The organism is Pseudomonas sp. BN415 (assembly GCF_029871195.1).
In the GTDB taxonomy this organism is placed as follows: Bacteria; Pseudomonadota; Gammaproteobacteria; order Pseudomonadales; family Pseudomonadaceae; genus Metapseudomonas; species Metapseudomonas resinovorans.
Genome location: NZ_SSOK01000067.1, coordinates 28,430 through 47,974, shown reverse-complemented (window position 1 = coordinate 47,974; position 19,545 = coordinate 28,430). Strand labels below are relative to the sequence as shown.

Here is a 19,545-nt window from a genome sequence, read left to right as displayed (position 1 = left end):
CCGCCTGCTCTATGTGATGGACCCCATGTGCTCCTGGTGCTGGGGTTTCGCCCCCGTGGTGGAAGCCCTCGCCGGGCAGGCTGCGGCAGCTGACGTGCCGCTGCACCTGGTGGCTGGTGGCCTGCGTAGCGGCCAGGGTGCCGCGCTGGACGCGCACACCAAGCGCTACATCCTCGAACACTGGCAGGCGGTCAACCAGGCCACCGGACAACCGTTCCGCTTCGAGGGAGCACTGCCCGAGGGCTTCGTCTACGACACTGAGCCGGCCTGCCGGGCCCTGGTGGTCGCGCGCAGCTTGGCGCCTGAGCTGGCCTGGCCGCTGGTGAAACTGATACAGCATGCCTTCTATGCCGAGGGGCGCGACGTGACCCAGGCGTCCACCCTGGTGGCGCTGGCCGAACAGGCCGGGATTCCGCGTATCGAGTTCGCGCAAGGCTTCGACGCCGCCTCCAGCCATGAGGCGGCCGTCGCCGATTTCACCTGGGTTCAGGACCTTGGCATCGCCGGTTTCCCGACCCTGCTGGCCGAGCGCAACGGCCAACTGGCGCTGCTGACCAATGGCTACCAGCCACTGGACCAACTGGCGCCCTTGCTGGGCCGCTGGCTGGAGCGAGGCACTCATGGCTGATCGCTTGAGCTGGGCGGAAATCCGTCGTCTGGCCTTGCGCCACAAGAAAGCCCTCTGGTTGGCCAACTTCGTCGCCGTGCTGGCCACCCTCTGCAGTGTGCCCATTCCGCTGCTGCTGCCCCTGCTGGTGGACGAAGTTCTGCTGAAGCAGGGCGACGCCGCACTGCGTTTCATGGACAACTTCCTGCCTGAGCCCTGGGAGAATGCTGTCGGCTACATCGGCCTGATGCTGGTCGTGACCCTGCTGCTGCGAGGCATGGCCCTGGTCTTCAACGTGTTGCAGGCGCGCCTCTTCGCGCGGCTGGCCAAGGACATCGTCTACCGCGTCCGTACCCGCCTGATCGAGCGCCTCAAACGCATCTCACTCGGCGAGTACGAGAGCCTCGGGGGAGGTACCGTCACCGCCCACCTGGTGACCGACCTGGACACCCTGGACAAGTTCGTCGGCGAAACCCTCAGCCGCTTCCTGGTGGCTGTGCTCACCCTCACCGGCACGGCCGCCATTCTGGTCTGGATGCACTGGCAACTGGCCCTGTTGATCCTGCTGTTCAACCCGCTGGTGATCTACGCCACCGTGCAGCTGGGCAAGCGCGTCAAACACCTGAAGAAGCTGGAGAACGACAGCACCGCGCGCTTCACCCAGGCACTGACCGAAACCCTGGAAGCCATCCAGGAAGTGCGCACCAGCAACCGCCAGGGCTTCTTCTTCGGCCGTCTCGGCCTGCGCGCCCAGGAAGTCCGCGATTACGCCGTCGCCTCCCAGTGGAAGAGCGATGCGGCAGGGCGCACCAGTGGCCTGCTGTTCCAGTTCGGCATCGACTTCTTCCGCGCCGCGGCGATGCTCACGGTGCTCTTCTCCGATCTCTCCATCGGCCAGATGCTGGCGGTGTTCAGCTACCTCTGGTTCATGATCGGTCCGGTCGAACAGCTACTGGGCCTGCAGTACTCCTACTATTCCGCCGGCGCCGCCGTCGCGCGTATCAATGAGCTGCTGGCCCGCGCCGACGAGCCCCAGTACGCGCCCAGCGTCGATCCTTTCAAAGGGCGCGAGACCGTGGGCATCGAGGTCAAGGGACTGCGTTTTGCTTACTCAGACGAGCCGGTGCTCGATGGCCTCAACCTGTCCATCGCGCCCGGCGAGAAAGTCGCCATCGTCGGCGCCAGTGGCGGTGGCAAGAGCACCCTGGTGCAACTGCTGCTGGGTCTCTACCAGCCCCAGGCCGGGCAGATCCGTTTTGGTGGCTGCCGGCTTGAGGAGATCGGCCTGGCTGAGGTACGCGACAACGTCGCAGTGGTGCTGCAGCATCCGGCGCTGTTCAACGACAGCGTGCGCGCCAACCTGACCATGGGCCGCGAGCGCAGCGATGACGCCTGCTGGCGCGCCCTGGAAATCGCCCAACTGGCCGAAACCATTCGTAGCCTGCCGCAGGGGCTGGACAGCGTGGTCGGGCGCTCCGGTGTGCGCCTGTCTGGCGGCCAGCGGCAACGCCTGGCCATCGCTCGCATGGTGCTGGCCGAACCCAAGGTGGTGGTCCTCGACGAAGCCACTTCCGCCCTGGACGCCGCCACCGAATACGCCCTGCACCAGGCGCTCGGCACGTTCCTCAACGGTCGTACCACCCTGATCATCGCCCACCGCCTGTCAGCGGTTAAGCAGGCGGACCGGGTGCTGGTTTTCGACGGTGGCCATATCGCCGAAGACGGTGACCATCAACAGTTGATTGCCGAAGGCGGCCTTTACGCCAAGCTCTACGGGCACCTTCAGCAGGGCTGATGCTGTAGGAGCCAGCAAGCTGGCTCCTACGGTTGGGGATGGAAGTCGACCGAACTCATTCAGCCGTACTTCACCGCTTCGAGGAACACGATGCGCTGGCCGATATCGTGGAACACCCGTGCAGACGCGATCTGGTTGTAGTCGACGCCGTCCAGCAAGCTGAGCATCTGGGCGTCTTGGCGATAGCGTGGTCGCCAGTCCAGCAGCCCTTCGAGGAAGGCGATGCCCTTGACCTCGGGACGGAAGTTGGCCAACAGCAGCCGTCCTCCGGGGCTCACGGCCTGGAACAGGCGATGGACCAGGCGCTCGCAGCGACGATCGTCCAGCAGTTCGGTGACCCCGGACGAATACACCAGGTCGTAGCCTTCCAACGCGCATTCGCCGGCCAGCAACTGCTCAAGTTTGCCCAGGCGGGTATGCACGCCCAACGCGCCGTAGCGCCGGCGTACGATCTCCAGTCGCGCTGCATCGTCATCGAACACCAACATTTCGCCGAAGCGCCCGTAGCGCAGTTCGTGGGCCAGTTCCGCTTCGCGGAAGTGGCCACCGGCGATGCAGAGCAGACGCGCTTTCGCTCCAACTCGCTGGCAGGTTTCGTCCAGGGCGCGGGCCAGCATGCGTCGTCGGCAACGCAGCGCACGCGCTGCCTGCGCGCTGGTGGCGAAGTCGAATAGCTGGCGGGTGCGTTCCTCGGACAGGTCGCGCGGGGCGTCGGACTCCACTCCGTAGAGATAGTCCAGCAGCAGGGCGTTACCGCAGCGCAGGCCAGGGCTGGCAACCGGTTTGCAGGGGAACGGCACGATGTTGCTCGGCGGCGGTTCCGCTGCGCTGGGGGGCTCGGGTTTGTCGAATCTCAGCCGTTCACGTTCGGCCTTGATGTGCACCAGTTCTTCATGGAGTTGCTTTTGTTCTTGAATGCTTCTGCTCAGTTCTTCCGGATCACTGATCTCTTCCACATGCCACCTCCTCTGGCCAGACGTGGATTCCTTGACCCGACACGCGGGATAAAGGCAGACGCTTACTCCGAGTAGAACCTTAGTTGATGGCTATCTGCCTGCAATCATTCAGATAGATGAAATCGCGCTTTAAATAAGGCGGGATAACGCGAATCAGAGCCCCTGCAAGCGGGTAAAGAGATTCGCCAGCTCAGCCTGGCGCTCCGTTTCTGTCTTGCGGAAAAGGGCGCGCAGTTGGGTGCGAATGGTGTTGATCGAGACGTTCAGGCGTTCGGCGCAGGCTTCCGGCGCCAGGCCTTGCGTGACGAGTTCAGCCAGGCGCAGTTCCGCCGGACTGAGTTGGAAGAGGTCGGCCAGCAACTGGCTGCGAGGTTGGTTCTCCAGCAGCGCCAGCAGCACCAGGGAGCCGCTGTGCCGTGCGGCCAGCGCAGACGCATCGGGCACCGGAGTCACCAGCAACTGGGTCGGCGGTTCGCTGTCCAGCGGCAGCCAGCCGGCGCGGCGTTTACCGCTGTGGCCGGCAGCCTGGCGGATCAACGCCTGCAGGCGGCCATCCAGCGTCTTGCCTTGCAGCCTGCCCTGGCGGCCCTGCAGGGCGAACTCCAACTGGCCCAGGCGCTGTTCTGCCTGGTGGTTGCAGAACAGCACCCGTCCTTCGGCATCGAGGAGCCAGACCGGCGCCGGATGGCGCTCCAATAGCAGCTCGCGATGGGCCACATCGAGCTCCAGCGACTGCAGGCGGTTGGACATCCGCGCCGCCCGCAGCAAGTGAGGGCTCAGGCGCTTGAGCAGGTTGCGCTGCTCCTGTTCGGGGAGGCGGGCGCCCACCGCGGTCAGCAATGACAGGTAGATGCCGGTGTTTGCCTGTTCGTGCAGCTTGATGCAGGAAATGCTGTTCATGCCGAAGGGCAGGTGAAACTCCTGGTAGTACGGATCGCGGCGGATACGCTGCGCGCCGAGGTCTTCCCGATCGTGGTACCAGCTGCCTACAGGGCGCGGAACCAGTACTTCCTTGGCCGGATCGTACTGGTGGTAATAGCTGTTGTAGGCCTCCACCGACCCTGGGTCGCAGAGGTTGATGGAGGTGACCTGCGGCCGCTGTTGCCGCTGGTCGAGGAAGAGCAAGGCACCCATCTGGTGGCCGGTAGCTGCCGCCAGTTGTTCGAGCATCGGCCGCCAGGCGTCCCTGTCGAGCACGCATTCGTAGCAAAGGTTGACCAGGCTGTCGTAGAACTCGTCCATGTGCGGCATTGCGCGGCGTCCTTCAGCTAGTGGCGCATTGCTTTCATATGGCACAGGCCAGGTGCCCTTGCAAATGGCCGCCGGTCGGCCTCCAGGGCTGGCGCCTGGCAGCCTGACTGAACGCCCTGTCACAAAAACCTTACGCAGGTGGAGCGCCCGACAGGCGCAGCCGGCACTGCGCCGTGGGTGTAAGGAAAACTTTCCGGATCGACCGTCCGGCGCCTCGCTCTGCCGGATTCCACGCCTTGCTCGCCAAGCGCTGCCAGAGTGAGATGACGCAAACAAAAAAACGGCCCAACGCCATGAATACCGAACTCACCCTCTACGGCTACTGGCGCTCCAGCGCTGCGTACCGCGTCCGCATCGCTCTCAACCTCAAGGGCCTGGCCTATCGCCAGGAGCCGGTTCACCTGGTCAAGGATGGCGGCCAACAGCACCAGAGCGCCTACCGCGAGCTCAACCCCCAGGGCCTGTTGCCGCTGCTGGTGGACTCGGGCAATGCCGGTGGCGAAATCCGCATCGCCCAATCCCTGGCCATCCTCGAATACCTCGAAGAAGTCTTTCCCGTGCCGGCCCTGCTGCCAGCCGACCCGGCCCAGCGTGCGCTGGTGCGTTCCCTGGCCCTGCACATCGCCTGTGACGTGCATCCGCTGAACAACCTGCGGGTGCTGCAGTACCTCAAGGTCGACCTGGGCGTAGCCGACGAAGCCAAGGACGCCTGGTACCGCCACTGGGTAGCCCTCGGCTTCTCCGCTGTGGAAAAGGGCCTGCAAGCCTTTGGCGGCAAGCTCTCCCTGGGTAGCCGTCCGGGTTATCTGGAAGCCTGCCTGGTTCCTCAGATTTACAACGCGCGCCGCTTCGCCTGTGACCTTTCGGCCTATCCGCGCATCCTCGATATCGCTGCGCGCTGCGAAGTCCTCGAGGCATTCAGGAATGCTGCTCCGGAGGTACAGCCAGACGCGCAATAGAGGTTTATCCGCCTTGCAAACTTCCGCCGGACCACAAGCCCGGCGGGTGAAATCCCGTCACGACAACAACAAAAGGTGACGCAATGAGTGACATGCAACACTCAGGCGAGCTGCAACGCGGCCTGAAGAATCGCCATATCCAACTGATCGCCCTCGGCGGTGCCATCGGCACCGGCCTCTTCCTCGGTTCGGCCGGGGTCCTCAAGTCGGCTGGCCCCTCGATGATCCTCGGCTATGCCATCTGCGGTTTCATCGCCTTCCTGATCATGCGCCAGCTCGGCGAAATGATCGTCGAAGAACCGGTCGCCGGGTCCTTCAGCCACTTCGCGCACAAGTATTGGGGCGGCTTCGCCGGCTTCCTTTCCGGCTGGAACTGCTGGGTGCTCTACACCCTCGTGGGCATGAGCGAGCTCACTGCGGTGGGCAAGTACATCCATTTCTGGTGGCCGGAAGTCCCCACCTGGGCCACGGCTGCAGTGTTCTTCCTGGTGGTGAACGCCATCAACCTGGCCAACGTGAAACTCTTCGGCGAGGCTGAATTCTGGTTCGCCATGATCAAGGTGGTTGCCATCGTCGGCATGATCATCCTCGGCTGCTGGCTACTGTTCAGCGGCTCTGGTGGTGAGCAGGCGGCCGTCAGCAACCTCTGGGAGCATGGCGGCTTCTTCCCCAATGGCATCAGCGGGCTGGTGATGGCCATGGCCTTCATCATGTTCTCCTTCGGTGGCCTGGAGATGCTCGGCTTTACCGCTGCCGAGGCGGACAAACCCAAGCAGGTGATCCCGAAGGCGATCAACCAGGTCATCTACCGCATCCTGATTTTCTATGTGGGTGCCCTGGTCGTGCTGCTGTCCCTGAGTCCCTGGGATGCGCTGCTGGCGTCCATCAACAGCGCTGGCGACCCCTACAGCGGCAGCCCCTTCGTGAAGATCTTCGCGCTGATCGGCAGCGATACCGCCGCTCACCTGCTGAACTTCGTGGTGCTCACCGCCGCGCTGTCGGTCTACAACAGCGGCACCTATTGCAACGGCCGCATGTTGCTGGGTCTGGCCGAGCAGGGCGATGCCCCGCGTTCCCTGGCCAAGGTGGACAAGCGCGGCGTACCGGTGCGCTCGTTGCTGGTGTCGGCCCTGGTGACCTTCCTGGCCGTCATCGTCAACTACGTGGTTCCGCACAATGCGCTGGAGCTGCTGATGTCCCTGGTGGTGGCCGCCCTGGTGATCAACTGGGCGATGATCAGCTACTCCCACCTCAAGTTCCGCCAGCGCATGGACAAGGACGGCGTCCGCACCGGCTTCCGCGCCCTGTGGTATCCCATGGGCAACTACCTGTGCCTGGCCTTCGTGATGTTCATCCTCGTCATCATGCTGATGATCCCGGGCATCCAGGTGTCTGTGTACGCCATCCCGGTCTGGCTGCTGGTGATGTGGGGCTGCTACCGCCTGAAACAGAGCGGCAAGGTCCAGACTGGCAAGGTGGCCGGCTACGAGGCGGGTTGATTATTCCGCTGCAATATAAGAACCCCGGCCAAGCGCCGGGGTTCTTCTTTCTGCAGTTGCGCAGTTGGGATGAGCCGCTGCCAATAGGCCTGTATGCGTGATGCGTCGAGAGCCGTTGTCTTCTTCGTGCTCACCTGCTGCGCGAGTGCTGCAGCAGGCTAGCCCAAGTGGATAACGGTACTGCCTGATCCTGATGCCAGACACGTTGCCAGAGCACCTGCAGACGCTCCAGGTCGCCCCGGTCGGTGGGCCAGCGCCGCGTCTCGGCAACCGGTTGCCAGCGGCCGTCCCGCCGTTCGGCGAGGATGAAGCGGAAGGGGTGGAAGCCCGTCATGCCCAGGCGCAGGTCGGTGACGACCAGCACCTGGTCGATCTGGTCGTAGCGCAGGATGCCGTGGGTGAACCAGGCCAGGCGCAGGTGCTGCGGCGAGTCGCGCAGGCGCCGCGCCAGTTCGGTGCCACGGGGGATGCGTTCGAGCCGGGGCGGATTGCGGTCGAACCAGCTCACCAGGGCTTCGTGGTAGTCCTCGCCGTCGAGCACGATCACCCGCCAGAGCAGCGTGTTGAAGGGCGTCGGCGTGCTGAAGGTCGCCTGAGGACGAATGCCCTCGCGTTCCAGCACCTCGGCCACTCGTTGCTCGGCCATGAACTTGCCGCCAAGGCTGGAGAGCAGGTACAGGCTGGACAGCGCCAGGGCCGCTACGGGCAGGCGCGGCGCACGGTTGCGCAAGCCGAACAGCAGTCCGCCGAACACCGCCGCCAGCAGGGGCAGTGTGTAGAGCGGATCGATGATGAAGATGCTTGACCAGGCAATCGGTGGCGTCATCAGTGGCCAGAACAACTGGGTACCGTAGCTGGTGAAGCTGTCCAGCAAGGGATGCGTGGCCAGCACCAACCAGAGGGTGAGGAACAGGCGTTGCGTCGAATAATCCGGATTCGGCCGCCATCGTCGTACCAGCAAGGTCAGCAATACCGCCAGGGCGCTGAGCACGAAGATCGAATGGCTGAAGCCGCGGTGGTAGGTCATCGCCTCCACAGCGTCGGTGTAGCGGATCACCACGTCCAGATCCGGCAGGGTGCCGAGCAGCGCGCCGTAGAGCAGTGCCTTGCGTCCCTGCCAGCGGCCGAGCAGTGCGCCCTGGAGCGTGGCGCCGAGCACCGCCTGGGTGAGTGAGTCCATCGCCGTCCCCTGTGAATGATCCGCCGGCTAACTTACTGCGCCGGCCGATGTCCTTGCAGCGGGAAATTCCCACCAGATTTTTCCATCAATGGGGCAAGTATTGGCTGTGGAGGCGAAGTCGTTGGCGATTGGACGTGCAGTTCCCCTCCTGGCGCGTGGCGGGACGCGCCAGGAGGGGGGCACTACTGCAGATCAGTACTCGTATTCCGCACTTTTCAGGTGACGGCGCGATTGATAGTGGGTTGCGGGTTTCGTGGCCGATCCTGCCGTTTCCCTGGCGATCCCTGAGCCGGCTGCCGTTGGCTTGTCCTCGATCAACTGGGCGAAACGCTCGCTTTCGTCATCGGCCGACTGCCTGCGTTGCGCCTGCATCTCCCGGTGTTGCAGGAGGCGATCACCGCCGCCTTCCGCCAGCATCAGTAGCGGTTGCTGGCCTGCTGGTTGAAGGGACGCACTGGATGCCTGTAACGAAGTGAACGCGACAACGGAAAACAGCAGGCTGGACAAGGCAGTGGTGGTAATAGCGGATTTCATTGTTCATTCCTCGTAAACCCCCGGATATTCCCCCGAAGCCGGATATTAAGAATATTTAAAAAGAGCGCCAGTGCTATTTTTATTTGCCAGACAGGTGGCCAGATTAAAGATAATCGGTAGTTTCATAAATGGCTGATTGGCATGGATTATTCCGGTTTTCCTGGTTATTTTAAAGGTATGTGAATGACTGTATTGCGGTTTGTAAAAACATGTAGTTCGGGTGTTTCTATTTTGTTTCAGAGAAACACTTCAGAAACATACTTGATTAAAGTTTTGCGCAGTCTGGCCCAACTCTTGAATTGCTTTTTCGAGGCGTATTCAGGGCCATGGCGAGGTTCCCCCGCCGGACTCCCTTGAAAGGCCGTCCCGCAAGCGCCGAAGCCCCCGTTCCACGCGCCTTTCGCGCTAGTCCCAACGGACGATGCTCACCTCTGGGCCTGCCGATTAAATCCCTCCTCATAGAGCCCGCGCCCTGCCTGCGCAGCGATAACGACAATGAGGAGAACCGCATGGATATCCGTGGCCTGGGTTACGTCACCGTAGCCTCGACAGACCTGAAGCGCTGGCGCGATTACGCCACTGGCGTGCTCGGCATGATGGTGGATGCCGGATCGGACGAGCGGCTCTACCTGAAGATGGACGAGCGCCCCTACCGCATCCTGGTGGAGCGTGCCGACCATGACGGCTATGGCGCCTGTGGTTGGGAAGTGGCCGGCAAGGCCGCCTTCGAGCAGGCGATCGTTGAACTGCAACAGGCTGACGTCGAGGTCCAGCGCGGCAGCTCCGTCGATGCCATCAGCCGCAAGGTTCAGGAACTGGCGCGCTTCGCCGATCCGGACGGCAACCGTCACGAACTGTTCTGGGGGCCGCTGCAAGACTTCGCCCCCTTCGTTTCCCCGGTTGGCGTCTCCGGTTTCATCACCAGCGACCTGGGCATGGGCCATGCGGTGCTGCCGGCCCCGGCCTTCGACCGTTGCCTGGACTTCTACGAGCGGGTGATGGGCTTTGGGCTGTCCGACCTGATGAAGGTGCGCTTCACCCCCGATCCGGCCGAGCCGGAGAAGCGCATCCACTTCCTCCACTGCAACAACGGCCGCCACCACTCCCTGGCGTTGTTCGAGTGCCCGATTCCTTCGGGTTGTGTGCACCTGATGGTGGAAGTAGGCGAACTGGACGATGTCGGTCGCGCGCTGGACCGCATGCATGCCAGCGGCGTGAAGCTGTCCGCCACCCTCGGCCGCCATACCAACGACGACATGACCAGCTTCTACATGCAGACCCCCGGCGGCTTCGACCTGGAGTACGGCTGCGGCGGCAAGGTCATGGACTGGGACCGCCACACCCCCTTCGAGAGCACCGTGGTCAGCCACTGGGGCCATGACTTCAGCGTCGGTCGTCAATAAGGAGCCGCCCCATGGACAAACGCATGACCGCCACCGACATCGTCGGCCAGCTGCACGATGGCATGACCATCGGTATCGGCGGCTGGGGCCCGCGGCGCAAGCCCATGGCCCTGGTACGCGAGATACTGCGCTCTGACCTCAAAGACCTCACGGTGGTCGCCTACGGCGGCGCCGACGTCGGCATGCTCTGCGCCGCCGGCAAGGTCCGCAAGCTGGTCTACGCCTTCGTCTCGCTCGATTTCATCCCCCTGGAACCTTACTTCCGCAAGGCTCGCCAGGAAGGCGCAGTGGACGTGATGGAAATCGACGAAGGCATGCTCCTGCTCGGCCTCAAGGCCGCAGCCATGAACGTGCCTTTCATCCCGACGGCCGTAGGCCTGGGCACCGATGTGCTGCGCCTGAACCCAGAGCTGAAACTCGTCAGCTCGCCGTACGACGACAGCCGGGACTGGGTCGCCATGCCGGCGCTGAAGCTGGATGCCGCCCTGATCCACGTCGATCGCGCCGACGCGCGTGGCGTCTGCCAGATCGCCGGTCCTGACCATTACATGGACGACCTCTTCGTGCGTGCCGCAGAGAAGGCCTACGTGAGCTGCGACGAACTCGTGGACAGCGGCTGGTTCCACGAAGACCCGATGCGCGCCCGCCAGGTGTTCTGGGAACGCAACCGCACCAGTGCCGTGGTGCATCTGCCGGGCGGGGCCCATCCGTCCTCCTGCGCACCGCTCTACGGCTTCGATATTGCCCATTTCAAGGCCTACAACGCCTCGGCCGCCGAATCGGATGGCTGGCAGGCCTACATGGAGCGCTACGTCAACTGCGGGGAAGCGGAGTACCTCGCCCGTGTCGGTGGCCTGAATGCCATTCGCCAACTGCCGCTCCCGGTTTTCTGAGGACGCTGAGATGACTGCCACCAAACAACCCTACAGCCTCGCCGAACTGATGATCTGCGCTGCCGCCGAGGCCTTTACCCATGACGGCGAAGTGCTCGCCACGGGCATCGGCGTCCTGCAGCGCCTGGCCGCGTCGCTCGCCATGCTCAACAGCAACGCCGACCTGATGATGACCGACTCCGAAGCCTTCATGGTCGCCGAGCCGGTACCGGTTGGGCCGCGCGGCGGCTACCAGCCGAAGTTCGACAGTTGGATGGGCTTCTCGCGCATCTTCGACAACGTCTGGAGCGGCAAGCGCCATGCCTTGGTGGGGCCGGTACAGATCGACCGCTTCGGCCAGGCCAACATTTCCTGCATCGGCGACCACGCCAAACCCAAGTCGCAGATGCTCGGGGTGCGTGGCTTCCCCGGCAACTCCATCAGCCACGCCAACTCCTTCATGGTGTCCAGCCACAACAAGCGGGTGTTCGTCGACGGCGAGGTGGATGTGGTGGCTTCGGTTGGCTACAACCCCGAGCGCCTGGCCCGTGGCTGGTCCCTGGACGAGATCGACATCCGCCTGATCGTCACTGACCTCTGCGTGCTCGACTTCCAGGGCCCCGGCCGGCAGATGCGTATCCGCTCCCTGCACCCCGGCGTCACGGCGGAAGACGTGCAGGCCGCCACCAGTTTCCCGCTGCATGTGCCGGACGAGATTCCGACCACCGCCGCCCCGACCCTCGAACAACTGATCCTCATCCAGCAACTGGACCCGCATAACCTGCGCGCCAGCCAGCTCAAGGACAACCCGCCGGGCGTGCGCGCCCGTGCCACGACCCACTGAGGCGGAGCCGCGCAGATGAACCAAGAACAGGCCGAAGCAGAGGTGGTGCAATACGAGGTGCAGGGTCCGCTGGCCCTGGTCACCATGCATCGCCCCGAGTACCACAACGCGCAGAACTCGCGCATGACCTACGCCCTGGACGCGGCCTTCCGCCGCGCCTGCGACGATGACAGCGTCAAGGTCATCGTACTGCGAGGCGCCGGCAAGCACTTCTCCGCCGGGCACGACATCGGCACGCCGGGCCGCGACGTGCACGAGAGCTTCGACCGCGCGAGCCTCTGGTACGACCACGTGGGCAAGCCGGGTGGCGAGTTCCTCTATGCCCGTGAACAGGAGGTCTACCTCGGCATGTGCCGGCGCTGGCGCGATATGCCCAAGCCGACGATTGCCATGGTCCAGGGCGCCTGCATCGCGGGAGGCCTGATGCTGGCCTGGGTCTGCGACCTGATCATCGCCTCGGACGATGCTTTCTTCTCCGATCCTGTGGTGCGCATGGGCATTCCCGGCGTTGAGTACTTCGCTCACGTACATGAGCTGAACCCGCGTATCGCCAAGGAGTTCCTCTTCCTCGGCGAGCGCATGGGCGCCGAGCGCGCCTATCAGATGGGCATGGTCAACAAGGTTGTGCCGCGCGACGTGCTGGAAGACGTGACCCTGGACGTGGCTCGCCGCATCGCGCAGATGCCGCGCCTGGGCTTGCAGCTGACCAAGCAGGCGGTGAACAACGCCGAGGACCTGATGGGCAAGCGCGCCACCATGGACATGGTGTTCGGCCTGCATCACTTCGCCCACGTACACAACGAACTGGTCAGTGGCGACAAGCTGGGCGGTTATGACGCCCGCGCCATGGCGCAGTCCCAGCGCAACCCGTCGGAGGCATGATGGCGATATCCCTCGACACCCGCCTGACGCGCCTGCTCGGTTGCCGCTACCCGATCATCCAGACCGCCATGGGCTGGGTGGCTGATCCGAAACTGGTGGCCGCCACCGGCAATGCCGGCGGCTTCGGCTTCCTCGCGGGTGCCACCATCGAGCCCCACCAGATGGAAGCCGCCATCCTCGAAACCAAGCGGCTGACCGACCAGCCCTTCGGCGTCAACTTCCACATGTACCAGGCCAATGCCGGCGAGATCGTCGAGCTGGTGCTGCGCCACCAGGTGCGTGCGGTGAGCTACAGCCGCTCGCCGGGCAAGGCGATGATCACCCGGCTGAAAGACGCCGGCGTTGTCTGCATGCCCACCGTGGGTGCGCTTAAGCACGCGGTGAAAGCCGTGGAGATGGGAGCCGACGCGGTGACCGTGCAGGGCGGGGAGGGCGGCGGCCATACCGGCTCGGTGCCGACCGCCATCCTGCTGGGCCAGGTAGTGGACGCTGTGGACGTGCCGGTGGTCGCCGCCGGCGGCTTCAAGGACGGTCGCGGCCTGGTCTCGGCCCTGGCGCTCGGTGCCGAAGGTATCGCCATGGGCACGCGCTTTTTGATGAGTGCCGAAAGTCCTGTGCCCCCGGTCACCCTGGATCGCTATCTGAAAGTCCGCGACCCAGCCGCCATCATCATCAGCCGCGCGATCGATGGCATGCCGCAACGGATGATCCGCAACGAATTGCTCGACAGCCTGGAACGCTCCGGCAGTCTGAAACGCCTGTTGCTGGCCCTGCGCAGTGCGTTGGCCTACCGCCGTCACAGCGGCGCGAGCATCGCCCAGTTACTGGGCAGCGCGTTGAAGCTTGGTGGCAGCGATGGCCTCACCGCCGCCCAGACCCTGATGGCCGCCAACGCGACCATGGTGATCCAGAAAGCCATGGTCGACGGCCAACCGGCAGCGGGGGTGCTGCCCGCCGGACAGATCGCCGCCAGTATCGACAGCCTGCCGGGCTGCGCCGAGCTCATCGAATCCATCGTGCAGCAGGCCGAGCAGCGACTCGCCGAGCTGTGCCGCCGCGTGACCGACAAATCGAACAACTAAGGGGTAGCCGGATGAGCAGTCCATTTCACGTGAGCATCGATAACGGCATTGCCGAGATGGTCTTCGACCACCCGCCGGTGAACGCCTTCGACAGTAAAGGCTGGGCGGCCATCGCCGCCGAGCTCGAGCACTTGGGCGAGTCGCCCGAGGTTCGGGTCATCGTCATCCGCGCCGAGGGTCGTGGTTTCTGCGCAGGCGTGGACATCAAGGAACTGGCCGCCGATGGCAACCTGATCGTCGCCGTCAACAAGGGCAACTACGACAGCTTCAAGGCCGTCCACCGCAATCCCAAGCCGGTGGTCATTGCGGTGCATGGCTTTGTCCTCGGCGGCGGCATCGGCCTTTGCGGGGCGGCGGACATCCTGGTCGCCTCCGACTGCGCGCGCTTCGGCGTGCCCGAGGTAGACCGTGGCGCCATGGGCGGCGGCGCGCATTTGCAGCGTCTGTTCCCGGTGCAGAAGGTGCGCCACATGTACTTCACCGGCGACATGATCGATGCCGCCGAGGCCTATCGCCTGGGTGCGGTTGAGCGCGTAGTGCCGCGCGCCGAACTGCGTGAGGCAGCCCTGGACATCGCCCGAAAGATCGCCGCCAAGAGCCCGGCCATGATCGCCCTGGCCAAGGAGGCGCTGACCGGCATCGAGGACGGCAACCTCGAAGACAAATACCGCTGGGAGCAGGGATTCACCCTGCAGGCCTACCGCTCGCTGGATTCCCAGGAAGCCCGCGATGCCTTCGTTGACAAGCGCACCGCCACCTTCAAGGGATGAGCTCATGGACCTGACCTACACACCTGAACAGCAGGCCTTCCGTGAGGAGGTCCGCGCCTGGCTGGCGGCCAACGTGCCAGCCGAGCCGCTGCAATCCTTCGACTGCGAGCAAGGCTTCCGCCAGCACCGTGCCTGGGAGGCGAAACTCAACGAAGGTCGCTGGGGCATGGTGACCTGGCCGAAGGAACTTGGCGGACGCGGCTGCGACCTGATCGAGTGGCTGATCTTTGAAGAGGAGTACTACCGCGCCAGCGCCCCGGCACGGGTGAACCAGAACGGCATCTTCCTGCTCGGCCCGACCCTGATGGAGTTCGGCACCGCCGCGCAGCAGGAGCGCTTCCTGCCGAAGATGGCCACGGGCGAAGAGATCTGGGCCCAGGGCTGGTCCGAGCCCAATGCCGGATCGGACATGGCGGCCATCCGTTGCCGTGCCGAGCGTAAGGGCGATGTCTATGTGATCAATGGCCAGAAAACCTGGTCTACCCGCGCCGTCTGGGCTGACTGGCTGTTCGGCCTGTTCCGCAGCGACCCGCAATCCAGCCGCCATCACGGCCTGACCTTCATCCTGCTGCCGCTGAACAGCCCCGGCATTACCGTGCGGCCCATCCAGCAGCTCAACGGCTTGCCGGGCTTCGCCGAAATCTTCTTCGACGACGTGGAAGTGCCTGTGGATAACGTGCTGGGCGGGGAGGGCATGGGCTGGCACGTGGCGATGTCCACCGCTGGCTTCGAGCGCGGCCTGATGCTGCGCTCGCCAGCGCGCTTCCAGGAAACCGCGCGGCGCCTGGTGCAGCTCTACCTGGCCAACCGTGAGCAGGCCGACCTGGACCCGGCGATCGGCGAAGCGGTGATGCGCGCCTGGATGGACGCCGAGGCCTACACCCTGAACACCTACATGACGGCGTCGCGGCTGGTGAAGGGCGGCAAGATCGGTCCGGAATCCTCCACCAACAAGATCTTCTGGTCCGAACTGGACCAGCGCATGCACGAGACGGCGTTGTCGATCCTCGGCCTGCGCGGCGAACTGCTGCCCCACGCGCCGGATGCCGGCGACGTCGGCCACTGGCTGGACGGCTTCCTGTTCGCCCAGGCCGGGCCCATCTACGCCGGCACCAACGAGATTCAACGCAACATCATCGCCGAGCGCATGCTCGGCATGCCGCGAGCCTGAGGAGCGCGCCATGGACTTCACTTTCAGCGACGACCAACTGCTGTTCCAGGACAACGTGCGCGCCTTCCTCACCAATGAAGTGATCCCGGAACGCATCCGTGAACTCTGGCAATCCGAAAGCGGCCGCAGCGATGAGCTCTGGGGCCAGCTCACTGAACTGGGCCTCACCGCACTGACCGTGCCGGACGGGTTCGGTGGCCTGGACCTGAATGAGCTGGACTTCATCCTCCTCGCCCAGGAATGCGGCTACGCCGGCCTGCCCGAGCCCCTGGTGGACACCATGCTGATCGGCGTGCCGCTGCTCGCCGCCCTGCAGGGTCAGCTCGACCTGCAAGGCGAATGGTTGACCCGCATCGCCGAAGGCAAGGCGCGTCTTGCCGTGGGGGAACCGGGCAACCCGCTGTTGGCCGATGCCCATGTGGCTGGGCTGTTGCTCCTGCCCCATGGGGACGAGGTACACGCCGTGCTGCCCGAACAGGTGCATCTCACCCGCAATGAATCGGTGGACCCGAGCCGCCAGCTGTTCCGGGTCGACTGGACGCCGAGTCCGTCCACCTGTGTGGCAGACAGCGAGCAGGGTAGGGCGCTGTGGGCCGCTGCGCGGAACCGCGGCGCCTTGGGCACCGCCGCCCAGCTGCTGGGCCTGGCCAAGCGCATGGTGGACCTGGCGGTGGACTACAGCTTCGAACGCAAGCAGTTCGGCAAGCCGGTGGGATCCTTCCAGGCGGTGAAGCACCTGATGGCCAACGTCGCGGTGCAGATCGAGTTCGCCAAGGGCCCGCTGTACCGCGCTGCCTATGCCGTCGCCCAAGGGCTTGCGGACCAGGACGTGCAGGTTTCCCACGCCCGTCTCGCCTGCGCCGAGGCCGCCCTGCTGGCGGCGAAGAACGCCATCCAGACCCATGGCGCCATGGGATACACCTGGGAGGTGGACCTGCAGATATTCATGAAACGCGCCTGGGCCCTGGACAAGGTCTGGGGCGACCGTGGCTGGCACAAGGCACGGATTCGCCAGGCGCTGTTCGATGGCCACGTCCAGCCTGGGGCGGGTAATACCTTCTAGTCATCCTTCACTCCAATCCTGACCATTCGAGACTGCCATGCCCGAAGCCTACATAGTCGACGCCCTGCGCACCCCCACCGGCCGGCGCAAGGGCGGCCTGAGCCAGATCCATGCCGCCGACCTCGGCGCCCATGTGCTGCGCGAACTGGTCGCTCGCAACCCGATTCCCGACGCCGACTACGACGATGTGATCTTCGGTTGCGTCGATACCATCGGCCCGCTGGCCGGGGACATCGCCCGCACCTGCTGGCTGGCTGCCGGCCTTGATCAAGCCGTGCCCGGCACCACCATCGACCGCCAGTGCGGTTCGTCCCAGCAGGCGGTGCACTTTGCCGCCCAGGCCGTGATGAGCGGCACCCAGGATGTGGTGATCGCCGGCGGCGTGCAGACCATGACGCAAATTCCCATCTCCTCGGCCATGACGGCCGCCGAGCCGCTGGGTTTCACCGATCCCTTCTCTGGCTCCGAAGGCTGGGTAAAGCGCTATGGCAAGGTGCCGCCAACCCAGTTCCGGGCCGCGCAGATGATTGCCGAAAAGTGGGGCCTGACCCGCGAGGCCCTGGAGGCCTACGCCCTGGAATCCCACCGCCGTGCCCTGCGCGCCATCGAGCAGGGGCGCTTCGCTCGCGAGATCGTGCCCCTGGCCGGCGTCGAGCATGACGAAACCCCGCGCCAGACCAGCCTGGACAAGATGGCCGAGCTGGAAACCCTGTTCGGCTGCGACCGCGTCACTGCCGGGGTTTCCAGCCAGACCTGCGATGGCGCCAGTGCGCTGCTGGTGGTCTCCGAGGCGGCGCTCAAGCGCTACAACCTCACACCCCGTGCGCGCATCCACCACATCAGCGTGCGTGCCGACGACCCCGTGTGGATGCTCACCGCGCCGATCCCGGCCACCGCGTACGCGCTGAAGCGTGCCGGCATGAAGCTGGACGACATCGATCGGGTAGAGATCAACGAAGCCTTCGCCTCGGTCGCCCTGGCCTGGCTGCAGGAAACCGGCTACCCCCATGAACGCACCAACGTCAGCGGCGGCGCCATCGCCCTCGGCCATCCCCTGGGCGCCACCGGCACCCGGCTGATGTGCACCCTGCTGCACGAATTGGAGCGCAGTGGCGGCCGCTTCGGCCTGCAGACCATGTGCGAAGGCGGTGGGCAGGCCAACGTCACCATCATCGAGCGGCTCTAGCACATCGCACGGACAAACCCCCTCTCCCTCCGGGAGAGGGCTGGGGAGAGGGCAACCAACCCCCACTCAGACTTACCGGAGAATCCCAAATGCCAATCTGCCAATCCCGTTCCGTCATCATCACCGGCGCCGGCGGCGGTCTCGGCCGCGCCTATGCACTGGCCTTCGCCGCCGAAGGCGCCAAGGTGCTGGTCAACGACATCAACCTGCCGGCCGCCGAAGCCGTGGTCGCTGAAATCCGTGCCAACGGTGGCCAGGCCATCGCCAACAACGGCGATATCACCAACTACGCCGCTGCCGGTGAAATCGTCCGCCAGGCCATCGAAGCCTTCGGCGACCTCCACGTGCTGGTGAACAACGCCGGCATCTGCCGCGACCGCATGTTCGCCAGCCTCACCGAGGCCGACTGGGACGCGGTGATGGCCGTGCACCTGAAGGGCCATTTCTGCCTGGCCAGCCATGCGGTGAAGCACTGGCGTGAGCAGACCAAGGGCGGCGTGGAGGTGAAGGCGCGGATCATCAACACCAGCTCCGGCGCCGGCCTGCAGGGTTCCATCGGCCAGTCCAACTACGCCGCAGCCAAGGGCGGCATCGCCTCCCTGACCCTGGTGCAGGCGGCCGAACTGGCGCGCTACGGCATCACCGCCAACGCCCTGGCACCGGCCGCCCGCACCGGCATGACCGAAGAGGTGTTCGCCGAGGTGATGAAGAGGCCGGACGACGGCTTCGACTATTTCGCCCCCGAGAACGTCGCGCCGCTGGTGGTGTGGCTAGGCTCGGAAGCTTCCCAATCCGTCACCGGAAAGATGTTCGAAGTGGAAGGCGGCAAACTCTCCATCGCCGACGGCTGGCGCCGCGGCCCCGAGTTCGACAAGGGCGCGCGCTTCCAACCCCAGGAACTGGGCGGCGTGATCGAACAACTGCTGGCCGAAGCCGTACCGGCGCAGAAGGTCTACGGCACCTGATCCCCGCTACCCTCCTGCTCTTTCTTCTGTGGGGGCGAATTCATTGGCTAAGGTCAGCGCAGCTGCCTCCATGCCCGGCGCCCAACAACCGCCGTAGGAGCGAGCTCTGCTCGCGAACAACCCCACCCCAAATCCACTCCCATAGATTTCGCATTCCCTAAAAAGAAAGAAGGCGCCACAGGTGGCGCCTTCTGCCTTTCGAGGTGCATACATCATGAACTGCCTGCCTCTGAACTGCTCCGGGAGTTAGCTGATGCGGTTGGCGCCAGTGCGGTCGGCACCGCCTTCAGCCACTTGGAAAGCCTGGGTGCGGTCGGATCCACCTTCGGCAACGCGCAGCGACTGGGAGCGCTCGGAACCATTCTCGGCAACATCGAAGGCCTTGGTACGGTCGGAACCACCTTCAGCGACACGCAGTGACTGGGAGCGCTCGGAACCATTCTCGGCAACATCGAAGGCCTTAGTACGGTCGGAACCACCTTCAGCGACACGCAGTGACTGGGAGCGCTCGGAACCATTCTCGGCA

At 64.6% G+C, this 19,545-nt stretch carries 18 protein-coding genes and 1 pseudogene; 14 read left to right on the top strand and 5 right to left on the bottom strand.

What is annotated here, in order from left to right:
- Positions 1-25 precede the first annotated feature (25 nt).
- Both E8F20_RS25470 and E8F20_RS25465 read left to right on the top strand, forming a co-directional pair.
- Complete coding sequence (locus E8F20_RS25470) at positions 26-628, top strand: DsbA family protein (RefSeq protein ID WP_280286295.1); 603 nt, start codon at positions 26-28, stop codon at positions 626-628.
- Positions 621-2,402 (top strand): ABC transporter ATP-binding protein, encoded by a 1,782-nt coding sequence (locus E8F20_RS25465; RefSeq protein WP_280286227.1) that lies wholly within the window; start codon positions 621-623, stop codon positions 2,400-2,402. The genes E8F20_RS25470 and E8F20_RS25465 overlap by 8 nt, the downstream gene beginning before the upstream one ends.
- A gap of 59 nt (positions 2,403-2,461) precedes the next feature.
- On the opposite strand, the gene E8F20_RS25460 is transcribed toward E8F20_RS25465, so the two are convergent.
- The gene (locus E8F20_RS25460) at positions 2,462-3,358 is read right to left on the bottom strand and encodes a class I SAM-dependent methyltransferase (protein WP_280286226.1); all 897 of its coding nucleotides are present in this window, start codon (positions 3,356-3,358) and stop codon (positions 2,462-2,464) included.
- A gap of 153 nt (positions 3,359-3,511) precedes the next feature.
- A complete protein-coding gene (locus E8F20_RS25455) occupies positions 3,512-4,609 on the bottom strand; it encodes a PAS domain-containing protein (protein WP_280286225.1) in 1,098 nt (365 codons plus the stop codon).
- Positions 4,610-4,902: 293 nt separating this feature from the next.
- On the opposite strand from E8F20_RS25455, the gene maiA reads away from it, so the two are divergent.
- Positions 4,903-5,568 carry a maleylacetoacetate isomerase gene (maiA, locus tag E8F20_RS25450; protein WP_280286224.1) on the top strand — a complete coding sequence of 222 codons (666 nt, stop codon included), beginning with the start codon at positions 4,903-4,905 and terminating at the stop codon, positions 5,566-5,568.
- 83 nt (positions 5,569-5,651) lie between these two features.
- Positions 5,652-7,067, top strand: a complete 1,416-nt coding sequence (locus E8F20_RS25445; RefSeq protein WP_280286223.1) for an amino acid permease — start codon at positions 5,652-5,654, stop codon at positions 7,065-7,067.
- Between the two features lie 130 nt (positions 7,068-7,197).
- Here the strand turns inward: E8F20_RS25445 and E8F20_RS25440 are convergent, their stop codons facing one another.
- Both E8F20_RS25440 and E8F20_RS25435 read right to left on the bottom strand, forming a co-directional pair.
- Complete coding sequence (locus E8F20_RS25440) at positions 7,198-8,247, bottom strand: metal-dependent hydrolase (RefSeq protein ID WP_280286222.1); 1,050 nt, start codon at positions 8,245-8,247, stop codon at positions 7,198-7,200.
- Between the two features lie 192 nt (positions 8,248-8,439).
- Entirely contained in the window at positions 8,440-8,781 is a 342-nt protein-coding gene (locus E8F20_RS25435; protein ID WP_280286221.1) for a hypothetical protein, read from the bottom strand.
- Between the two features lie 509 nt (positions 8,782-9,290).
- On the opposite strand from E8F20_RS25435, the gene E8F20_RS25430 reads away from it, so the two are divergent.
- The 10 genes from E8F20_RS25430 (at position 9,291) to E8F20_RS25385 (ending at position 19,019) form a co-directional block, all read left to right on the top strand.
- Entirely contained in the window at positions 9,291-10,184 is an 894-nt protein-coding gene (locus E8F20_RS25430) for a VOC family protein (RefSeq protein WP_280286220.1), read from the top strand.
- A gap of 11 nt (positions 10,185-10,195) precedes the next feature.
- The gene (locus E8F20_RS25425; RefSeq protein ID WP_280286219.1) at positions 10,196-11,077 is read left to right on the top strand and encodes a CoA-transferase; all 882 of its coding nucleotides are present in this window, start codon (positions 10,196-10,198) and stop codon (positions 11,075-11,077) included.
- A gap of 10 nt (positions 11,078-11,087) precedes the next feature.
- Positions 11,088-11,900, top strand: a complete 813-nt coding sequence (locus E8F20_RS25420) for a ketoacid CoA transferase (protein ID WP_274801543.1) — start codon at positions 11,088-11,090, stop codon at positions 11,898-11,900.
- Between the two features lie 15 nt (positions 11,901-11,915).
- A complete protein-coding gene (locus E8F20_RS25415; protein WP_137822203.1) occupies positions 11,916-12,782 on the top strand; it encodes an enoyl-CoA hydratase in 867 nt (288 codons plus the stop codon).
- A complete protein-coding gene (locus tag E8F20_RS25410; RefSeq protein WP_280286218.1) occupies positions 12,782-13,864 on the top strand; it encodes a nitronate monooxygenase in 1,083 nt (360 codons plus the stop codon). The genes E8F20_RS25415 and E8F20_RS25410 overlap by 1 nt, the downstream gene beginning before the upstream one ends.
- An 11-nt stretch (positions 13,865-13,875) precedes the next feature.
- A complete protein-coding gene (locus tag E8F20_RS25405) occupies positions 13,876-14,634 on the top strand; it encodes an enoyl-CoA hydratase family protein (RefSeq protein WP_280286217.1) in 759 nt (252 codons plus the stop codon).
- A 4-nt stretch (positions 14,635-14,638) separates the two neighbouring features.
- Positions 14,639-15,805: an acyl-CoA dehydrogenase family protein gene (locus E8F20_RS25400; RefSeq protein WP_280286216.1), complete on the top strand. Its 1,167-nt coding sequence runs from the start codon at positions 14,639-14,641 to the stop codon at positions 15,803-15,805.
- Positions 15,806-15,815: 10 nt separating this feature from the next.
- Positions 15,816-16,868, top strand: a complete 1,053-nt coding sequence (locus tag E8F20_RS25395) for an acyl-CoA dehydrogenase family protein (protein ID WP_280286215.1) — start codon at positions 15,816-15,818, stop codon at positions 16,866-16,868.
- A 37-nt stretch (positions 16,869-16,905) separates the two neighbouring features.
- Positions 16,906-18,054: an acetyl-CoA C-acetyltransferase gene (locus tag E8F20_RS25390; RefSeq protein WP_280286214.1), complete on the top strand. Its 1,149-nt coding sequence runs from the start codon at positions 16,906-16,908 to the stop codon at positions 18,052-18,054.
- Positions 18,055-18,143: 89 nt separating this feature from the next.
- A complete protein-coding gene (locus E8F20_RS25385) occupies positions 18,144-19,019 on the top strand; it encodes an SDR family oxidoreductase (RefSeq protein WP_280286213.1) in 876 nt (291 codons plus the stop codon).
- 246 nt (positions 19,020-19,265) lie between these two features.
- Here the strand turns inward: E8F20_RS25385 and E8F20_RS25380 are convergent.
- A pseudogene (locus E8F20_RS25380) lies at positions 19,266-19,545 on the bottom strand (hypothetical protein); the annotation flags it as partial.